This window comes from Granulicella arctica (genome assembly GCF_025685605.1).
GTDB classification, from domain to species: domain Bacteria; phylum Acidobacteriota; class Terriglobia; order Terriglobales; family Acidobacteriaceae; genus Edaphobacter; species Edaphobacter arcticus.
The window spans coordinates 12869-31386 of sequence record NZ_JAGTUT010000004.1 but is presented as its reverse complement, the minus strand read 5'-3'; the positions used below and the strand labels follow the sequence as shown (position 1 = coordinate 31386).

The 18518-nt window shown below is 54.4% G+C and carries 21 protein-coding genes; 9 read left to right on the top strand and 12 right to left on the bottom strand.

Annotation, left to right across the window (positions count from 1 at the left end; genetic code table 11):
- Positions 1-151 precede the first annotated feature (151 nt).
- From OHL20_RS23595 to OHL20_RS23580, 4 genes are all read left to right on the top strand, one after another.
- Positions 152-385: a GMC family oxidoreductase N-terminal domain-containing protein gene (locus OHL20_RS23595; RefSeq protein ID WP_263385773.1), complete on the top strand. Its 234-nt coding sequence runs from the start codon at positions 152-154 to the stop codon at positions 383-385.
- 564 nt (positions 386-949) lie between these two features.
- Positions 950-2782, top strand: coding sequence for a sensor domain-containing protein (locus OHL20_RS23590; RefSeq protein ID WP_263385772.1), 1833 nt, complete (start codon positions 950-952; stop codon positions 2780-2782).
- 202 nt (positions 2783-2984) lie between these two features.
- Positions 2985-3455 carry a DUF3761 domain-containing protein gene (locus OHL20_RS23585; RefSeq protein ID WP_263385771.1) on the top strand — a complete coding sequence of 157 codons (471 nt, stop codon included), beginning with the start codon at positions 2985-2987 and terminating at the stop codon, positions 3453-3455.
- Positions 3456-3499: 44 nt separating this feature from the next.
- A complete protein-coding gene (locus OHL20_RS23580) occupies positions 3500-3913 on the top strand; it encodes a YidB family protein (RefSeq protein WP_263385770.1) in 414 nt (137 codons plus the stop codon).
- An 88-nt stretch (positions 3914-4001) separates the two neighbouring features.
- Here OHL20_RS23580 and OHL20_RS23575 read toward each other — a convergent pair whose 3' ends face one another.
- From OHL20_RS23575 to OHL20_RS23545, 7 genes are all read right to left on the bottom strand, one after another.
- The gene (locus OHL20_RS23575) at positions 4002-4331 is read right to left on the bottom strand and encodes a hypothetical protein (protein ID WP_263385769.1); all 330 of its coding nucleotides are present in this window, start codon (positions 4329-4331) and stop codon (positions 4002-4004) included.
- A gap of 51 nt (positions 4332-4382) precedes the next feature.
- Positions 4383-4949, bottom strand: a complete 567-nt coding sequence (locus OHL20_RS23570; protein WP_263385768.1) for a YsnF/AvaK domain-containing protein — start codon at positions 4947-4949, stop codon at positions 4383-4385.
- 69 nt (positions 4950-5018) lie between these two features.
- Positions 5019-5843, bottom strand: coding sequence for a YsnF/AvaK domain-containing protein (locus OHL20_RS23565; protein WP_263385767.1), 825 nt, complete (start codon positions 5841-5843; stop codon positions 5019-5021).
- A 42-nt stretch (positions 5844-5885) separates the two neighbouring features.
- Positions 5886-6392, bottom strand: coding sequence for an OmpA family protein (locus OHL20_RS23560; RefSeq protein ID WP_263385766.1), 507 nt, complete (start codon positions 6390-6392; stop codon positions 5886-5888).
- Between the two features lie 43 nt (positions 6393-6435).
- Positions 6436-7188 carry a YsnF/AvaK domain-containing protein gene (locus OHL20_RS23555; protein ID WP_263385765.1) on the bottom strand — a complete coding sequence of 251 codons (753 nt, stop codon included), beginning with the start codon at positions 7186-7188 and terminating at the stop codon, positions 6436-6438.
- Positions 7189-7526: 338 nt separating this feature from the next.
- The gene (locus OHL20_RS23550) at positions 7527-8300 is read right to left on the bottom strand and encodes a hypothetical protein (RefSeq protein WP_263385764.1); all 774 of its coding nucleotides are present in this window, start codon (positions 8298-8300) and stop codon (positions 7527-7529) included.
- A 510-nt stretch (positions 8301-8810) separates the two neighbouring features.
- Positions 8811-9218, bottom strand: a complete 408-nt coding sequence (locus tag OHL20_RS23545) for a winged helix-turn-helix transcriptional regulator (protein ID WP_263385763.1) — start codon at positions 9216-9218, stop codon at positions 8811-8813.
- A gap of 117 nt (positions 9219-9335) precedes the next feature.
- Here OHL20_RS23545 and OHL20_RS23540 point away from each other — a divergent pair, with 117 nt between their 5' ends.
- Together OHL20_RS23540 and OHL20_RS23535 are read left to right on the top strand one after the other, a co-directional pair.
- On the top strand, positions 9336-9953 hold the full coding sequence (locus tag OHL20_RS23540; RefSeq protein ID WP_263385762.1) for an FMN-dependent NADH-azoreductase: 618 nt from the start codon (positions 9336-9338) through the stop codon (positions 9951-9953).
- 39 nt (positions 9954-9992) lie between these two features.
- Positions 9993-10886, top strand: a complete 894-nt coding sequence (locus OHL20_RS23535) for a VOC family protein (RefSeq protein ID WP_263385761.1) — start codon at positions 9993-9995, stop codon at positions 10884-10886.
- Positions 10887-11090: 204 nt separating this feature from the next.
- Here the strand turns inward: OHL20_RS23535 and OHL20_RS23530 are convergent, their stop codons facing one another.
- Complete coding sequence (locus tag OHL20_RS23530) at positions 11091-11324, bottom strand: hypothetical protein (RefSeq protein WP_263385760.1); 234 nt, start codon at positions 11322-11324, stop codon at positions 11091-11093.
- Positions 11325-11354: 30 nt separating this feature from the next.
- Here OHL20_RS23530 and OHL20_RS23525 point away from each other — a divergent pair, with 30 nt between their 5' ends.
- Positions 11355-11552: a hypothetical protein gene (locus OHL20_RS23525; protein WP_263385759.1), complete on the top strand. Its 198-nt coding sequence runs from the start codon at positions 11355-11357 to the stop codon at positions 11550-11552.
- Positions 11553-11596: 44 nt separating this feature from the next.
- Here the strand turns inward: OHL20_RS23525 and OHL20_RS23520 are convergent, their stop codons facing one another.
- From OHL20_RS23520 to OHL20_RS23505, 4 genes are all read right to left on the bottom strand, one after another.
- A complete protein-coding gene (locus tag OHL20_RS23520; RefSeq protein WP_263385758.1) occupies positions 11597-12361 on the bottom strand; it encodes a response regulator transcription factor in 765 nt (254 codons plus the stop codon).
- Positions 12362-12388: 27 nt separating this feature from the next.
- Positions 12389-13483, bottom strand: a complete 1095-nt coding sequence (locus OHL20_RS23515; protein ID WP_263385757.1) for a YncE family protein — start codon at positions 13481-13483, stop codon at positions 12389-12391.
- Between the two features lie 160 nt (positions 13484-13643).
- On the bottom strand, positions 13644-15101 hold the full coding sequence (locus OHL20_RS23510; protein ID WP_263385756.1) for an ATP-binding protein: 1458 nt from the start codon (positions 15099-15101) through the stop codon (positions 13644-13646).
- An 897-nt stretch (positions 15102-15998) separates the two neighbouring features.
- Positions 15999-17156 carry a carboxypeptidase-like regulatory domain-containing protein gene (locus OHL20_RS23505; protein WP_263385754.1) on the bottom strand — a complete coding sequence of 386 codons (1158 nt, stop codon included), beginning with the start codon at positions 17154-17156 and terminating at the stop codon, positions 15999-16001.
- A gap of 168 nt (positions 17157-17324) precedes the next feature.
- On the opposite strand from OHL20_RS23505, the gene OHL20_RS23500 reads away from it, so the two are divergent.
- Complete coding sequence (locus OHL20_RS23500) at positions 17325-17783, top strand: hypothetical protein (protein WP_263385753.1); 459 nt, start codon at positions 17325-17327, stop codon at positions 17781-17783.
- Positions 17784-17920: 137 nt separating this feature from the next.
- Positions 17921-18217: a YciI family protein gene (locus OHL20_RS23495; RefSeq protein ID WP_263385752.1), complete on the top strand. Its 297-nt coding sequence runs from the start codon at positions 17921-17923 to the stop codon at positions 18215-18217.
- Positions 18218-18518 lie beyond the last annotated feature (301 nt).

The window sequence follows — 18518 nt, the reverse complement described above, 5'->3', positions numbered from 1 at the left end:
GCTTCGCCTGATATGCATTCTGTTCATTCCAAGGAACTTAAGGCCGATAAATGCGTCTTATGTATCGTCGACGTGTAGCGGCTCGTTAGAAATGTCATGGTCTGGCCCATCAGGGGTGTCAAGGCCAAAAATGGGATGGATATCGTTGCTGATGCAGTCTGGGATCAGCGACGAGGATGAACTAAGAACATTCGGCATCAAGGTTCAGCAGCACCTGCCCGGCGTGGGACGCAACCTGCATGATCACATCGCCCTGGCTCTTGTCTGGAAGCTTCTGACGCACCACTTACGCAAAATGCGAGAAGTTCAGGCGTGGCATTTTGGACACAGATCCACTTTGAATTCGCCAAACTTCTACACCTATGTCATTGGCACCCGTTCCTGACGCCGGAGAACGCAGCGAAGTATCCTCTACCTTCAGCCGCAATGGACGGGAATTCCTTGGACCGCATATTCGAGCCTGTAAGAGAGAGATCAGCGAGATGTTTATGGTTATGTCTTCTTCGCAACATTACCTTTGGTTACCATAGAGTAATTTTTAATGATGGCACCTACGCTTTCGTATTGGGGAATCAAATGCAGAACATGCGGCGTGAACGTAGCTTTTGGGACTTTCGAGACAACCCGTCCGATCCTTCTTCATGCTTCGCTTGCGACAGGAGTTTACCGCTGCAGAGTAGGACATCGTCATGTTTATTACTTCGAGGACGAAAGCCACTTCACATCAGCCGAATCGATCAGTGAAGACACGATGGAAGGTAATCGTTGTTTGTATCAATCCCTCGCATCGGCACTGATCGCCGATTCCGTTCCGCGCAAATCTGTATGGACCAGCGGAGCTGGCACTCTTCGCCATTATTTTGTGGAATGAGGTGTTGAATGAACCTGTCTGTGCGATCCAAAATGGACCAGTAGACGTACCTTGTAAGTTCAAAACTTGGCGGTGCGCATGGCTCCGATAGCGATCATCAACGATCTCGACCAATCACACCGATTATTCGAGTCGGTCGTAGTCCATGCAAATGATGCCATCCTGATTACAGAGGCGGAACCTTTGGACTCACCTGGTCCGCGTATTGTGTATGCCAATCCCGCATTCACGCGAATGACGGGCTATTCGCTTGAAGAGGTCCTCGGCCGATCACCCCGTCTTTTACAGGGGCCCTTGAGTGGGTCCGAAGCACCGGCGCTGATACGCGCAGCTCTCCAGGCATGGAAGCCGATCGAGATTGAGCTTATCAATTATCGCAAGGACGGAGAGCCATTCTGGGTGCAGTTGAGTATCACTCCCGTCGCGAGCGAGAGCGGTTGGTACACGCATTGGATCTCGGTGCAGCGGGAGATCACCGAACGCAAAGAGAGAGAAGAAACAGCAGCTCGATTACGGGTCATAGCGCTTCAGAACGAGGCACTCAGTACTGAGATTGCGGATCGCAAGCTGATTCAGGCGGAGATGACTCGTGTTGCCTTCCATGACGGCCTTACAGGCTTGAGGAATCGAGTTTATTTCATGGATTCGCTCAGGACGACGCTGATTCAATCGCACGCCGGAGGACGGTATCGAGCGTGCGTCCTGTATATCGACCTGGACGATTTCAAGGGGATTAACGACACACTCGGACACCGTGTGGGAGATCTGCTCCTGATAGAAATTGCCCAAAGAATCAAGAGGTGGGTTCGTGACCACGACATACTCGCGCGGCTGGGCGGAGACGAGTTTACCGTCCTCATGGGGGACGTAGAAGATACCAAACAGATGCATGCAATCGCGCAGCATCTACTCCACGCGATCAGAGAGCCGGTCATCCTTGCCGGAACCAAGCTTCGGGTGACTGCAAGTATCGGATTGTGCGCTATCGAGGAACGGTCGCTTGTGGCGGAAGACGTTCTGCGTGACGCCGACCTGGCTATGTACGCTGCAAAGAGAAGGGGCGGGGGACAGTGTGTCGTCTATGACGAACGGATGCATGCGGCGGCGCTTGCAGATCTCCAGATTAAGCTTGAGCTTGCAAAAGCGCTGGAGCAGGAGGAGTTTGAGGTCTTCTACCAACCCTTCGTGGATACAAAACACGGTACGATCGGCGGGATGGAAGCGCTCATTCGGTGGAACCATCCAACGCGCGGCCTGCTCGCGCCTCACGAATTCATACCGATCGCAGAGGGGACCGGCCTCATCGTAGAACTTGGAATGTGGGTGTTGAGACAAGCCTGCAAAGACTCTCTAGTCATGCAGCAAAACTCGCAATGGAAGCTCTGCTTGAGCGTCAACGTCTCCAGCCGACAGTTGGAGGAGCCGCACTTTGTTCTGTGTCTTTCCGCGCTTCTAAGCGAGACCGGAATGGATGCGAATGCTCTCATGTTGGAGATTACAGAAAGTGTCTTTCTCAAAGATGCTGGAAGTGTCGGCGAGATATTTAAAGACATTCGAAGTCTAGGAGTCAAGATTGCCTTCGATGATTTTGGGACTGGCTACTCGTCGTTGAACTATCTGAGAAAGTTTCCGATCGACACGCTGAAAATAGATCAAGCCTTTGTACGCGAGATGGGCCATGATCCTGTCACGGCGAGCATCGTCGAGACGATCATCAAATTAGCTCAGACGCTTGGCATGAGCGTGTCAGCGGAGGGTATTGAGACGGAGGAGGAAGTCCACGTTCTTCGAAGCTATGGATGCAACCGCGTTCAGGGCTATCTATACAGCGGCCCTATCCGTTTGCAGGAGATCCTAGAGATGCTTCCCAAGCCGGACCCCTTCCACTCGACCGCGAGAAGTACTGATTAACTCAATAATCTTGGCTTATCGATCATGGAAACGCAGCGCTATCTGTTCAATCATCCTGATTGGCCCGGACGCTGTGACGCCATCAATTTACGGAGGGAGTCGGCACACTTGCCGACGATAGCGGCGGTATAAGGGTCAACGCGCATCCAATGGCGCATCCGGCCCACGAATCAGTCCAAGTCCGGGCCCTATGGAGGAATCTATGACCAAACGCACCCTCGCCTTTCTCGCCATCTTGATGTCTTCCTGCATCCTTGTTCACGCGCAAGCTCCCGCTGGCGCTACCGGCCAATGCAAAGACGGTACCTACTCCACCGCGAAGGCGAAAAGCGGTGCCTGTTCCGGCCACAAGGGCGTTCAGACCTGGTACGCCACAACCAGCCCAGCCTCAGCACCGTCGAGCCCAGCCCCCGCAGCCGGAACCGGCCCGGCAGCGGCCACCTCTTCTGCGACCACGTCTCGCCCTGCCCCCACGTCCGGCGCTTCGGCGATGCCTAGCCAACCCGCAGCCGGAGGCGGTCCTGGCCAAGTGTGGGTTAATACGTCGACTAAGGTCTACCACTGCACCGGCGACAGATACTACGGCAAGACCAAGAAGGGCGCTTATATGAGCGAGTCCGAAGCCGTTGCCCAAGGCGCACGTCCTGACGCAGGAAAATCTTGCCCTAAATAAGTCGTCAACATTAGGTACTTCTATTTCAAATTAGAGGTCATTTCATGGGAATACTAGACACAATCGAAGGTATGGCCGACCAGCAGGGTCCAGCTGCAAACCCAGGCACGAATGCCAACGTAGCCAGTGGCATGATGCAGGCTCTCGAACAACATCCAGGTGGACTCGGCGGCATCATCGACTCTCTTCGCAACAATGGTATGGCCGACCACATTCAAAACTGGTCAAACGGCCAGCAATCCTCCGCAACGCCGGGTCAGATTGAGCAGGGTTTGGGCAACACCGGCTTCATAGAAAATGTCGCCGCCAGGACCGGGGTCTCGCCTGAAGTCGCCAAGATGGCTATGGCTACGGTGCTCCCCATGATCCTCGCGCACTTTACCAATGGCGGCCAGCAGGCTCCACCACAAAGTGGCTATAGCGGCATGGCCTCCCAGATCCTCAGCAAACTTCTATAAAACGAAAGCTCGCCGACCCCGGGGAGGGGCTTGTCAATGGAAATCCTGCAAAACAAATAAGTGCAGTCGGGCGAGTTCGGCCAAAGGCTCAATGCTCTGACAAGTAGCCGCAAACATCTTTCGCCTTGCTGCTCACCGTCTTCGCATGGGAAACGAACAGCACTGCTCCCTTCCGATTGATGACACGAGCTTCTCCGGAGGCAAGCTCCACAATGAGGTCCGCCTGCTGCTTATTTTCCGTGAAAGGAACGGAAGAGCAGCGCTGGGAAAGCTCTGCCATAACGCCGGGAGCCGTGTGGTTGTCGCTTTCACGGCCATTCGCCGCCTTGGAATAGGCTTCAACATTTCCTGTCGTGCTTACCTGATCCAGCAAATACACCTTGTGTTGCGGATGGTGTGCAGCCTGGAACATCATCATTGCGATCAGGATGTAGTTTATAGCGTTCCTCCTAAGAATGACGTGATGGCCTTAATCGGAACGGTCGGATCGACCAACCGGCTGACGTTCTACGACCAGGTGCTCCCGTTTAAGAGTAATGACCTGTGTGTCTCGCCGTTCCGTATCTCGCTGCGTGATACGAATCTCTTCTTTCAATACCAGCTGCTTGGTCAGGATCATCTGCTCTTCAACCAACGGGTAGATCGTAGTGCTGCCCTCCTGGCGTACTGGAGGTGCAAACTCTACGGGTTGATTGAGGACGATGCGTTCAATGTCAAAAGTACGTACAGCAAGGGGCTCATTCAGACTTTCCTGGTACTCCTGCACCACCTTACGCAAGGTCACTGCGCCCGTCGTTACGGTGCGTTTCTCGATATCGAGACGCTCCTCCACGACCGGAATCAGGATAGATTCCGGGCTCTCCTCCGACTCGGTCGCAGAACTGTCGGGAGCCACGGGTGCCAGCTGGGTTGTGAGGAGACGAATGACCTTACCATCCGGCATCCAGAGTTCGGTATAGGGTTCCCGAAGATCAAGGTCTCCAGAGACAACAAGAATGTTTCCGTTTTTCGAAGAATGAGGGTCAACCTGGTTCATAGTGTCCGATCTGTACAAACACCATAGGCCGGACAGTATGCCCGGCCTATGGGTTAGGTAACCTCCGACCTAATAGCGATCCTTGGAGACGGTCTCGCCTTCGACCTCCTCCACGTCCACCTGAGTCTTACGGACGGAATCATGGATGGCCTGGGTATGCTCCGTGCTCTGCTTGCCGACGAGAACTTCCTCGACAACCCGAGCCGTCTTGCCGACCACAGCCTCTTCCCCTGTGGCATTCAGCTCGATGATGGAACCCGCACCTGCGGCAAAATCGGCCGCCGTAGCTGGCCGGTTGACCGCGCGACGCTCCACATTGATCTGCTCGTCGCGAAGCGTGACGTCCGCTTCGACGGGACGCTCAACCACATGCGAGTAGATCCGCACACCACCGCGATCCACTTCGCGCTTCCCAACAACAAGCTCTTCCTCGATGATCGGGATCGCCGTACCTTCCGCTGCAACTTCTGACCCTCCACTGTATGCCGGCTCAGCAGCCTTATAAGCAGAGCCGCCGCCTTCGATGTCACGAGCACCATGCTGTTTCAGCAGCGCTGCTACCTCGGCGGCTTTATCATCGTCCACTGTGGCCGCAAGAAGCGCTCCACCAGCGTTCACGCCCGTCGCGTAGTGATGGTGCGCATGCTCATCGCCACCCGACAGAGAACGAAAGAAGTGGCTGATCTTCTCACCAATGCCGGTGCCGCCGCCGCTGCCAATATCCGTATAGTCCTTGTCGTTCGCCGTCGCCGTAGCACCATCCGCTACATCTTCATAGTCATCGTTCGCAACGACCTTGATGTCGCTCGAGCTATAACCGTCGACGACAAGAGCCTGCTTGACCTGTGCTGCCTGTGACATGCTGCTGAAAAGGCCTACTACTGTCTTCGACATACGCATCTCCTAGCCGGCCGATATCGCCGGAGTGGTTGAGTGTTACTGCTGTGAAAAGAGTTCGACGCGGCGGTTGTCCGCTTCGCCGGAAGCCGTTGCGTTGGTATCGACCGGCTTGGCGGGGCCGAAGCCCTGACCGGTCAAACGGGAACCATCGATTCCCTGCCCTTTGAGGTAGTCCGCGACCGCCATCGTTCTCTGTTGGGAGAGGGTGGCGTTGTGGGGGAGTGTTCCCGAACTGTCTGTGAACCCTTCGAGCCTCAAATGAGCACTTGGATTGGCCTTCATTGCTGCGGCAGCCTGCTGCAGAGTCGCTTGGCCCTCAGAGGTAAGTGTTGCCTTGTCCGTATCAAAGTGCACGGTACCAAGATCGGGCAAAGCAGCAACTGGGGTACTTTGAGCGGGCACGGCAGAAACAGCTGCTGGTTCGTCCTTGTGATGAGTAAGGAAGTAGGCGGCCAGAAGTGCGAGAAGTAGAAGCGGAAGGAGCCAGGCCCAAATGGGAAGGCCTTTCTTTTTTTCCTCATAGATTTTGACGCGTTCGGCCATGGAGGTCTCCTGAAAGTTGATTCGTGTGGTTCGATTTGCTTAGTTAGCGATTTGTGAGCGAAGCACTACGAGCCTCTTCAGGGTTGATCTCTTCGAGTTCAACTTCGGTGTGACGAACGGTGTCCTGAATGTGCTCAGTCCGCTCCGACGCCTCTTTCCCGACCCGGACTTCCTCGACCACAAAGGCCTTTTTTGTAATCACGGCTTCTTCTGCTGTCTCCGTAAGTTCGATCGTCTGCTCTCCCTGCAGAGCAAGATCCTCTGCGGTCACAGCACGAACGACGGGGCGCCGATCAATGACGACGTGCTCCTCGCGCAGGTTAACGGATTTCTCAACAGGAATGTCGATGACGCGGCGATAGACTCTCACGCCGCCCTGGTCGACGGTCCGCTTTCCAACGACGAGTTCTTCGTCGACGATGGGGATTGCAGTCTCGCCCGTGGCCGCAACGGCGGTTCTGGTCGCAAGGGTGTTATCGACGACCGCTTCATCGATCTTGCCTGCCTTGTGGTCGCCAAAGACGTGCTCCACCGCGCTGACGTGCGAAGTGACGGCCTTTACAGCGACAATGATGCCACCATTGCGTAGACCTTCGAGAAGGTGCTGTTCGTCGCGTGCAGGAATGCCTAGTTCTTTGAGAGAAGATGCAGCGATTTCTTCTGAGCCATGGTTGTCAATGCGAGAGATAGAACCCTGTGGTACGCCAGCTTTCAGCAGATCGGTCAGTGCGGCGTCGGCCTGATTTGAATGGTGGAAAAGGCAAAGTAAGGTCGTTAGGTCTTCGTTCAAGGCCATGGAGTCTCTCCAGATAAAGTGGTCGTGCCCGTACCGATGCAACGTTTGCAACGTGAGAAACCGGCATACCAGCTAGACGCGGTCCTAACGACAAACGGAAAAGACTTGGAAACAGTTGAATTGTGTTGACCAGCTACCTTCGGATCGATACCTGCAGCAGCTAAGCCAATGCGTAGGGTGCAGCCACCATTTTCGGGGTTGCCAGCGGAACGACAAATACTCCCTAATGCCGATGGATAATCGCATTTGCGAGCTCATCAATATTTCTATGGCCTCGTAAACCTGGCAGCCGAACTGTCGACCTAAGTAAGGCCCGCACCTAATCCTTGGGCACTCCGTCAGTGAGAACCAGGGCTAATCTGCTCTATTCTCCAGATTGGCCCGTACTCGTAGAGCGGGCCTTCTTCTCGTACGAACGCAGGAGGAATGCCGCTCTGCAGCCAGATATGGTAATCCGCGGGCTGCTTCCCGATGATGGGTGCGACGACTCCAGCAACGCCTCCCAGCTCTACATGGATTGTGAAGTCAGTAGCTTTTCGATGCAGACTTCCAATAGTGAAAGGCAAACTTCCCGTTGGCTTGATCGAGAGATGAATCAGTCGCGCCTTCGCTCCTGGAGAGAGATAGGAGATCTTCGTCTCGGGGGTCGATGGCAAAATGTTGAGCAGCAGATTGGGCGGCAGACCATTTGAAACATCTGGAGGGAGATCCATATGCTCCTGGGTGACCTTTCCATCCTCAGCTCGGAACGTCAGGTTTCCAGTCACTCCATCGATCAGGAAATCAATGGCTTTGGGAAAGGAGGGACCGTGTTGGATGTGGTGATCACTGATAAGACGAAAGACGCGACGCTGTGTAAAGACGGTCGTGTCGTCATCGATGGACCCATCTCTGAAACGAAAGATGAGCCGCGATGTGACACGGTCGCCGTGGACGACCTGAGTAGACTCGCCCGTGGCGATCGTCTCCCCCTCAAGCGTCTTAAGAGCAAGGAATCCATGGCTGGAACCCTGACCGTATCGTACGGAAATGGGCTCGCCCCAGCTCCTGCCCACAAGGTAAGCGGCTATAAGCGCAGTTGTACCTAGATAACGAAAGGTTGAAGCCAGCATGAAAACTCCTTAACCAGAAAGCTCTACCAGGGTTGATGTGAACCCTCGGTTTTCGAGTCGATCAGTTCCCTTCTCTGTTCCCTTGGAAGAGTGGAACCATTCCGCTTGGATTGTGCATTTTGAATTTGAGTTGGATTTTTTCGTGGCCGTTCGTATGCTGCGCACACGCCGCAGAGCAGAGGGCGACAGAGCTCTCCGCATTTGCATTTACGTATTGCTGTCTTTACCTAATTACCATCGCCGCCGTGGGCTGGGGAATGTGGAAGACGCCGGCAGCATCGGGGTCTTCCAAGGAGCGGAGTGAAGGGTGGCAAACGGCTCTATCGTTTCGATGCTTTGCGCCGTTCCGGCATTCCACGGCTCTGTCTTTCCTCTTAGAACAGCAAACGGGCGATAACTCAGTTTATGTATAGTCGATTGCGAGGATCATTATCGGACTCTGTTTAGAATTTCTTCCCGACTATGACGATGAAGAGTGCTGAATCTCAAGATCTGCCGTAGTGCTTTCCCTTAATCCATCGGTGTACTAACCTCCCTCCGTCTGCCTGCTGCGTTAGCGCGGTTGATCGTAATTGTCATCTTGTTCTTTGCTGCCCATACGCTAAGTGGGACCAGTGCACCACGTAGCGTCTGCCCAAGCTCAGTCAATTCATAGTCAACACGCGGCGGAACAGACGGGAACAGAGTGCGGGTCACGATGCCGTCTGTCTCTAATCTTTTCAGCGTCATGGTGAGCATTCTTTGCGAGATACCGCTGACGCGCCGTTGGATCTCGTTGTAGCGCAGGGAACCTTTGGCCAGCGCTCCAACCACCATGATGGTCCACTTGTCTCCGACACTGGCCAGTACATCGGCCAGGCCCTTGCAATCGGTCGCTGAGAGCGAGCCATCAGGAACAGAAATGTTCGTTTCGCTCAAAAAAGTGCCTCCTTGTGCCGCTTCGATATACATCCCATACTAGCCTTACGAACCAAGTGTTCGTGCTCTTTGACTGATTTCAGTCTATGTATACGGCAAGAGAACGAAGGAGAAACAATGACAAAGCTTCTGGTTGTTGAGGCAAGCCCCCGCGGAGAGTTCTCGATCTCTCGCAATCTATCGACGAAGTTTGTAGAACAGTGGAAGACGGCACATCCGGACGGCGAGGTTGTCGAGCGGGATCTCGCAAAGACGGATCTTCCTTACCTCAATCTTCCCTGGATAGGGGCCATGTTCACACCCGCTGAATTGCAAACTCCTGAGATCAAGGACGTACTCCGGGTGTCGGATGAGCTTGTTGCCGAGCTACTCGCCGCCGATCACATCGCAATCAGCACCCCGGTCTATAACTACAACATTCCCGCAAATCTCAAGTCATGGGTGGACCATATTGTGCGAAAAGGTTTCACGCTGGGTTTCACAGGCGAAGGCCTGGTCCATGGGAAAAAAGCAACGGTCCTGATGGCCTCGGGCGGCGTCTATACCGAAGGCTCGCCGATCCGCGATCGGGACATTGCCACCATGTATCTGCGTCTCATTCTCAAGGTGATTGGCATCGAGGACGTTACGTTCGTCGCTGCAGGCGGAAGCAAGGTTGTCGATCTCAAAGAGAAGACGCGAGCGGAGTTTCTTCAAACGTTTGAGCCAGCCATTATCTCTGCTGCAAACGTATAAGCTGCTGCTCCGAAGGGAGCGATCCTGAAAGGACTGCATATGCTTAGCACCCCAGAGAATGGAACCATGCCGACTCACAACGGGCGATCCTCGTTGCTTTCGGCAGTAACAAGGCTGGGCAAGGTCGGACTCATCGTGTCCGACCTTCAGCGCTCGCTCGAGTTTTATTCGGAAGTCATCGGACTGCAAATCCTGGCTCGAAGCGAGGGCCTGGTCCAGCTCGGCGTCGCCGCCGAGCACCGTGTTCTGCTTGAACTGGAGTCGGGGGACGGTGTCCGAGCACTCACGGGCAAGCGGCTCGGGCTCTACCATTTTGCACTGTTACTGCCCTCCCGCGCAGATCTGAGCAGTTTTGCCGAACACCTGCAAGCTGCAGGAATTCGCGCCGGAATGAGTGACCATCTGGTGAGCGAAGCCTTCTATCTTGGAGATCCGGACGGCCTTCAGATTGAGGTGTACGCCGACCGCGACCCGCAACAATGGCTCTGGGAAGGCGACGAGATTGCAGTCGCCACGCAACCCTTGAACCTAGGTGAACTTCTGAGTCAACCGCATCCACTGTGGGCAGGAGTTCCACCCGGGAGCACCATTGGCCATATCCATCTCTACATTGGCGACATCCCCCGTGCGGAACAGCTGTATCGACATGGGTTGGGTATGAACGTTCGAGCCCGAGGGTTCCCAGGGGCACTGTTTCTCGCAGCAGGCAAGTATCACCACCACATAGGCCTGAACACTTGGGCAGGCAACGTGCCGGCCGCTTCGAAGACAGAGGCACGCCTGTCGACGTGGGAACTCCAGGTGCAACCTTCAGAGCTCATAAGCCTTTGCGAGCGGCTGGTGTCGACCGGCTGGAAGCTCTCGGAGAACACATCCTTTTTGGATCCTTGGGGTATAGTCCTCAAGGTGACTGCTCTTTCGGAGCCCGGTTGAAGGTCTATGGTGAGGATCTTTGACGATCCCGCGTTCAACAGTATTTTTACGAATCGTTTGCGCCCAGACCTCGGAAGGTTAAGCGCAAGAAGTCTCTTACTCGCGCTTCGCCCAGCGTCCTGGCGTAATTCGCCTCGCAGCTGTCGAGTTGTTCGAATGGAAGAGTCGAGCGCATGGTGCCTTCAATCTGGTGATCCTCGGAAATTAACGTTTGCTTCCCAAGAGAGTGGGCGGCATGACCGCTCCCGACCGAACCCACCGCTCGACAATCGCAATGTCCGCGTCCGATAAACGCTCTCGTTTGCTGGGCATCGGCATTGGATCGTTCGACGGCCCTTCATGTCGAATCAGCCGCACGAGCAGCGAGTTTGCTGCATCTCCCGGGATCAGAACCGGCTTGTTTCTTCGATCCATCAGCAAGTCTTGACGAGATTCCATGCTCAGCCCTCCTCGGTGATTCGAGTTCCCATGACAGCGAACGCAATGTATCTCAAAGATTGGCCTAACATGCTGGAGATAAAACTCTGGTTTGCTCGCTTCATTTTGAGCCTGAAGCTCTTTCGGATCGCCAAGGTTTATCATTCCCGCCGTCGCCACAATCATCCAAAAAATCCTCATTTACTTATTTTCTGGTCTGGAGAATGGCTGTGCTGTTTAGAACGGTGAGATGTTGTTTAGGTTTGTAGCGTTCTGCTGATCCTAGGGGATGGCTATGCGGGCCAGACGTACAGATAGCCAATGCCACGCACGCTCTGAATCCGCTCATAGCCATCGGGTCGAGGACCCAGCTTGCGTCTGAGATTGCTGATATGTAAATCGATGCTCCGGTCGAACGGGACAAAGGTTCGCTCCAGTATCTTCACTACCAGCAGTTCCCGCGTCAGCACCTCGCCGGGCGCTTCACAGAAGCTGCGCGTTAGATCGAATTCAGTCGAGGTGAGCTTGATCTGTTCCCCGTTCCGGAGAACGATGCGGAGAGCAAGATCGATCTCCAGGTCTCCGGAAAGAAATTTTGGCGGCTTCCCGGCAGTGAAGGGTACTTTCCAGGCCGAGCGCCGAAGAATAGCCGTCATTCGCGCCAGCAGTTCCCGCGTGCTGAAGGGTTTCGGCAGATAGTCATCCGCACCTAATTCGAGCCCCAGGATGCGATCTACTTCATCGCCCTGCGCCGTCAACATGATGACAGGCGTAAGCGTGTGCTTTCTAAGCTCCCTGAGCACCTCAAATCCCCGCATATCGGGAAGCATCACGTCGAGCACGATCAGGGCGAACGAGCTTTCTAAGGCGCATCGCAGACCTTCCTTGCCGAGAAAAATCGTTTTCAGGTCGAGGCCCTCCGAGGCAAAGCGTGTTCTTAGGAGCTGACACAACTCTTGATCGTCATCGATCAAAAGGATTCTTGGCCTTTCAATGACGGCGGGTGCCTGCACTGGAACACTTCCAGAGTCTGAGGCCACGAATGGCGTGCGTGTCATAGAATCATTGTCCTCCATGCCTGTTCTTTACGGCTTAGGGGAGAACACCGCGATCCGCGGTGCGCTCAGCAGTGCCGCGTAGGTGAGGTACACGCGATGTGTCTGGGGATCGACAATCAGCGTGTGGGCAAAAGGGTGGGTCTCGATGTTGTCAAGGATTCGATAGTCTTCCCCGCTCTGCTCGACCACCGTCATAACGCCTTGGATGCCAGCGGTGTAGATGCGATGAAGCTCAAGATCCAGGACCACTGAGTCCGGCTTGCCACCCACCGGGAGGAAGGCGATCACTTTGTGTTGTTCAAGTGAGAAGACCACAACTTGCGAGCTTTCCATACAGACCGCGTAGAGGCGACCCTGGACAGGGTCGAGAGCGAGCCCGGATGGACCAACGCATGGCGCCAGAGACCATCGGCCGACGACAGAACGAGTCTTCAGATCGACCGCTGCGATCTCGTTCGTGTCATGCAGGTTTTGATAAATGAGGCCATGCTGCACGTCGGCTGCAGGATATTCCGGCTCGGCTCCCAGGGGAATTGTCGTTATCGGTTGAAGTTTTTCCGGGTCGATGATCGTCGCCACCTTAGGCGTTCCGTTCGCTACATAGATCATGCGGCTCGCAGGATCATAAATAATTGCGTCCGCGTCGTCGGCGACCGGAATCTGTCCCAACAGGTTGAGTGAGCTGGGCTGAAACACATCGACAACGTTCTCGCCGCTGCGGGTAACAAATGCTTTGTCCTCGTGCGGAATGACTGCGATCCCGTGCGCATTCCCCGCTCCGCGCTGCTCTGAAACAGTTGCGAGCGGCCTACCTTGATCGTTGGTCAACTGCACTTTGACGACGCTGCCCGACAGCATATTACCGACGAAGATGGTTCGGTCGGAAAGAGCCATGTAGTCGAAGATATTGAGGATGCGATCTTTCGGCAGTGCGATGAATCCTTCAAACTTCATGGAGGAGGCAGAGCTTGGCTCCCCGACGTGGCTGAGATAAGCAATTGCAACAACCAGAACCGCTAAACCCATCATCACGATGCGTCCTCCCCACCTTAAAGCCGTTTTCAGCACCCGAATCGATTTCTGATCACGCGTCGGATGGTCTATCTGAACTTCGCTGTGCATTGGGTCTCCATAGTTTTGTAGTTCTCCTCCTTACTTCTTTTGACACAGGTGAGCAAGGAAGGCAGGCGCAAGCCAGTAATCACTAGCATCATCCGATACACCCGAGAGTGCCGTCAGGATGTGATCAGATTCGTCATGATTTGTAGGTTTTTTTGTGGTTCTAGCTGCATGTCGAAGATTTCCCGACGACGGTATGCTCCGGAGTAGATGCATGAGCGAGAGGTATCTCGATCATCATTTCCAAGCCCGACGGAGACAGGTTCGTCGCAAGAATGGAGCCACGGTGCATCCGGACTGCTTCAAGAGCGATGGCCAGCCCAAGGCCATTGCCAACCTGTGAGACAGAAGCGCTCTTTACCTGGAAAAACGGCTGAAAGATTGCAGAGAGATAGTCGTCCGGCACGCCAGGCCCGTGATCACGGATGCGCACCTGAACGCATTTGGCTATGGATCGATTTACGACCTGAAGATCTACCAAGACCTCGGCACCGGTCTCGGAAAATCGGATGCTATTGCGGACGACATTTTCAACAGCACTTCTTAATGCGGTTGCATTTGCGGGCAAGTCCAGCCGTGCCAAGCTGGAGCGGAATAAAACACGTTTCCCATTCGCCCGCGCCTCGAAGTCTCCGTCCGCAGCAACTTCTTCTACGAGTTGGACCAGATCCAGGTTCTCGCGTTCCCCGTAGCCCAGACCCGTGTCGAGGCGCGATAACGTGAGCAGTTGACCCATCAGAATATCCAACCGGCTTACATCCCGGTCGAGGTGAGCTAAAGCGTTCTCCGCTTCCGAGACCGGGCCATCACGGAGAACCTCGGCGGCAAGTGTGATGCGAGCTAAAGGAGACCGCACCTCATGCGAAACTGAATTGAGCAAAGACTTCTGCGACCGGATAAGGGATTCCAGCCGGGATACCATCCCGTCAAAGTCCCTTGCCAAAGCAGCAAGCTCGTCCCCTCGCCGATGTACTGCCGGCGCGACTCGGGCACCCAGGTTTCCGAGGGCCACGTCCCGTGCCGCAGCCTGAATCTGATGTACTGGAGAGACGATGTGGTAGGTCAGCCACCAGCAGAGCATCGTCACCACGGCTCCGATTGCAGCCACGAACCACAAGGCGGAAAGACCCCAAATCTCGCGAAACTGACCAGGCCCATCTCGCATTGCGAGCAGAAGAGTATAGGGTCGACCTGAGCGGCTGAGATATCTATAGGCAGCAAGATGCGGTCCGAAGACGGTCAACTGTCCGAGGCGAGCCTCTTTCGCGATTCGAACTCCGTTGGGAGGAAGAGTTCTCGAAAGCACATCCGCGTAGAACCCATTCAGAAGGAAAAGTGTTCCTTGATTCTGGCTGAAATTGTGTTCAGAGAACTGCGCAAACGCGGGCGCTCCCCCGGTCTCAAACGTATCGACTGCTTCGGCCGCCAGCAGCGGGGCAACCGTGGCGTACATATTGCCTTGGGGAACGACGTGAACACCGGTGAGCGCACTGCCGACGGAAAAGGCTACATGGATCGCTATCGTCGTGAGCCAGAACCAGCCGAAGATTTTGAAGAAGAGGCGCGATCTTGGAACGTGTCCTAAGATTTCTGCACTTCGATTGATGAGGCTCTCCAGCATAGCGCCTCCTATGACAATGAATTGAGCCTTGGCTGCTGACGTCTGCTCGATTTTACTGAATGTCCATTGACTAAAGTTTAGGAGATTCCCGCCTGCGAAAACATCGGTTGTGCTCGCGCTTATGGAACGACTTCCGACCGTTGCCGCTTTTTACTGCTTTGATGTGTCCTGAACACAAGGTCCCAAAAAAGACGTGATTACGCCAAAGTTATGATGATCCAGTCGGTGATGAACGCTATGAGCCGCCCATCGTTTCTGCAGCCATCGAAAGGGTATCCGATTGATCCGGGTCGTGTGTTCGAGGTGATGAAGAAGTCCAAAATAGCAGTAACCACTCGCGACACCGCAGATATAAAAGGATGCGCCGTCGAGATGGAGAGCCCGGTCGAGGAGCAGCCAGGCCAATGTCAGGACCACGATGCTCGTAGGAAAGAAGAAGGCTGAAGGCTCTTCAGGGTGATGATGGTGACTCTCATGAAGGCGAAAGAGAATCCCCTCCCCAGCATGAAGAAGCCAGCGATGAACCGAGTACTCGATCAGGCTGAATACGGTCCAGCCAGATAAGAAACTGAAGATGACAGAGGGCCAGTTCCAATGGTGTCTCGTTCCGAGATAGGCGAATAGCAGAGGACATGTAAAGTCAGTCACGTAAGAGGCCCAATAGTTGAGACGGCTCTCCGAGACAGCCTGCGCAACACGCCGCGTGATAGAGCCAATGTCCCCGATACTTGCAACTAGGATTTGCTTCCGTCTGACTCTCATCACTCTGCATTTCCTTAGAAGAATCTTCTTGCAGCCTCTTCGGCCACTTCAAGAGGGGTACAGGCAACGCCGAGGATCATCACTGTCCAGCCAAAAGCAAGCAGGCTGGATGATGCTGGAGGTGTTGCGTGCCATTCAGGGTGTTGGCCCAGCCGGAATCGACTTCGGCGCGTTCTTGGTGATCCTCTTGCTCACAAATTCTTCGAGTACTGCTTGAGCGGCACGTCCACCGATCCCTATGGCAGCAGTTGTAAAGACGAGGCCTACCCCGCGATCCGCATGAGGATAGTAGGCGTTCGAGAGAGCGCCGGATGCCATCGTGCCAAGAAGATACGAATAGTTCGGCATCGTCTTTCCGCTGTCGCTGCGTGCAATAAAGGCACTGCTCAAAGCGTGATACAAACGCGATTTCGTGGTTCCCGTGCCCTGGTAGAAGTAGCGGGGATCTTGATGAAGCATGGAAGCGAAGACCGCATGGCTCAGGAAGTCGCTGGAGCGTCCGTCGGCGAACTGTGCCGCCCAACGCTTCCCGTAACCAGCCGCACCCTGCCCATATCCGGGGTGTGTATTGCTTGCTTGTTCAATACCGGCGGCCACACTGACGCCTATATACGAAGTCCAATCGAGAGTGTCATGCGCGGCAAGGGAATACTTCTGCTTTGTGGTCATTGGGGCTGCATCTTTGACATAGCTCACGTAAAAGGCTGGCGCGAAACCGAGAATACGTTGCTTTTCCTCCTGCTTGATTTGCTCGGCAGCAATCTCCTCAGTTGGTCGAACCTCAACCGTTGTGCTTGTCGAGGCAATGCCCAGCAGTTCTCTCGGCATTTCATAGACCTGCCCAGCTCCGAGTACGATCGGAGGAGAGGTAAACGGCTCCAAACCTTTAGCGTCAATCACTACCTGATACGAGCCTGATGGAACAGCCTTGAACACAAAAGCGCCGTCATCCTTGGACTGCAACATCTGCACCTGGACCCCATTGGGGGTGGTGAGTGTTACCCGAGCGTCAGCAACGCGAGCTCCACTCAGATCAAGCACCACGCCTAAAATGGTGCCTTGACCCTCTGTTTGCGTGGTGGGTGGAACGCTTTGCAAACCAAATTGAGGCAGCGGTGCGTCCGGGAGGAGGGTGCTGATCTCCGTACGTGTACCGGCCTGTTGTTGAGCATCTGCAGGAATGACAGTTGCAAGAATGAACAGACAAAGGCTGAACGGGAGGACTACGAACTGACGCCGCTCGTTCGCTAGGACAGAATTTCTAATCTTCTTCGTTTCGGGCAGAGCGTTCATGTTCCGACGTTAGTCGTTGAACAGGAGGTATGCGGTCAGACATCGTGTGTTCGTGTAAGCAAGTGTAGGAGCATGAGTCGGAGTGCCTGTGTGAACTTGTCTACGCTCGGCTACAAATCCATACCATCGTTGACGGCGCACCGATGCTTAACGCACTAGGTTAAGCAGATGGAAACCGCTGAAAACTTCAAGACACCCGGTCAAGTGGAAACTGATCCGACATCTGTCCCTTCGTCAACAGTTGAGCGAGTAGCCATCACCATAGTCCGCTACCTTGTTGACTTCGTTATGACGTGGGGAGGCCTTAACGCTTTCCTTGATTTGGCCTACCACCCTTCCGCTACTCTCCTTGTGGCGAAGCAATACATGGAAGCTTTACTGGACCTTCCGTACATGGTGAAGGTCGCTTTCCTTCAAGCCGTCGCGGGCATATTGCTATTAATAAAGTGCTTTGTAGCCTTGGCGCTGACCGTTCTTGCGGCGATCAACTTCAACACCACGCTCAACCATGCCACGTCGCAATCAAAGAGTTCTGCAGCAGCCCTTGTCGTTTGTTTGCTGTGCACGACCGTGTTCATGGGGCACCGTGTAAGCTTCACGAACTCTTCGGCTCAGGCAAAGGGCTGACGACACCAATTGCGCTTGCTTCTCAGGGGGCTTCGCTGGACTGAACGCCCTCGATTCGAAAAAGCGCGAACCTGGGATCAATTTGATCCTGCAACCTGCCACAGCCGAAATACTCGTCAAGAAACGGAGCAACAACAATGAAGATCGCAGCAATCATCGAATACATTCAGGATAAGAAAAAGATCAAAGCAACTTGGCCTGCCCATCATGCATATAGACAAGGCTTCCTTGAGAATGGCAGGCTGCGCGCCGCTGGGCCGTTTGATGACGAGTCTGGAGCATTGTGGATACTCGAAGTCGAGACGATTGAAGAGGCGGACAAGATTGTCAAAGGCGATCCGTTTGTTGCGGCAGGCGTGAGCGTGAGTTGGAAACTTCGTCCTCTCAGCACTGTTGTAGTCTCACCTGCTAAAGTGCCGATTAAAAATGAGTGATCTCATGCATGCAACACTTAGTCCTAACTCCTGAAGCAGCTAGCCTTCTCTTCCTTTGCGATGAAGCGGTACGACCTTAGCCGATCAGTGTCTAAAAGGGAGGTTTGTTGTGCGGGAGGACCAAGCACCGCGAAATTGAGTGCCGTTTGTTCATGCGCCTCTGGGACTGCAAGAATGCGGGCGTTCCCGCAACGGCAGTGCATCGCCCCTTGAGTTCCCTTCCTCATTCCCGGCCACGCTCCGTAATCATTCCCAGGTTTATATCGGTTGCGATCCAACCTTCTTTCCAAGGAGCTGTCCG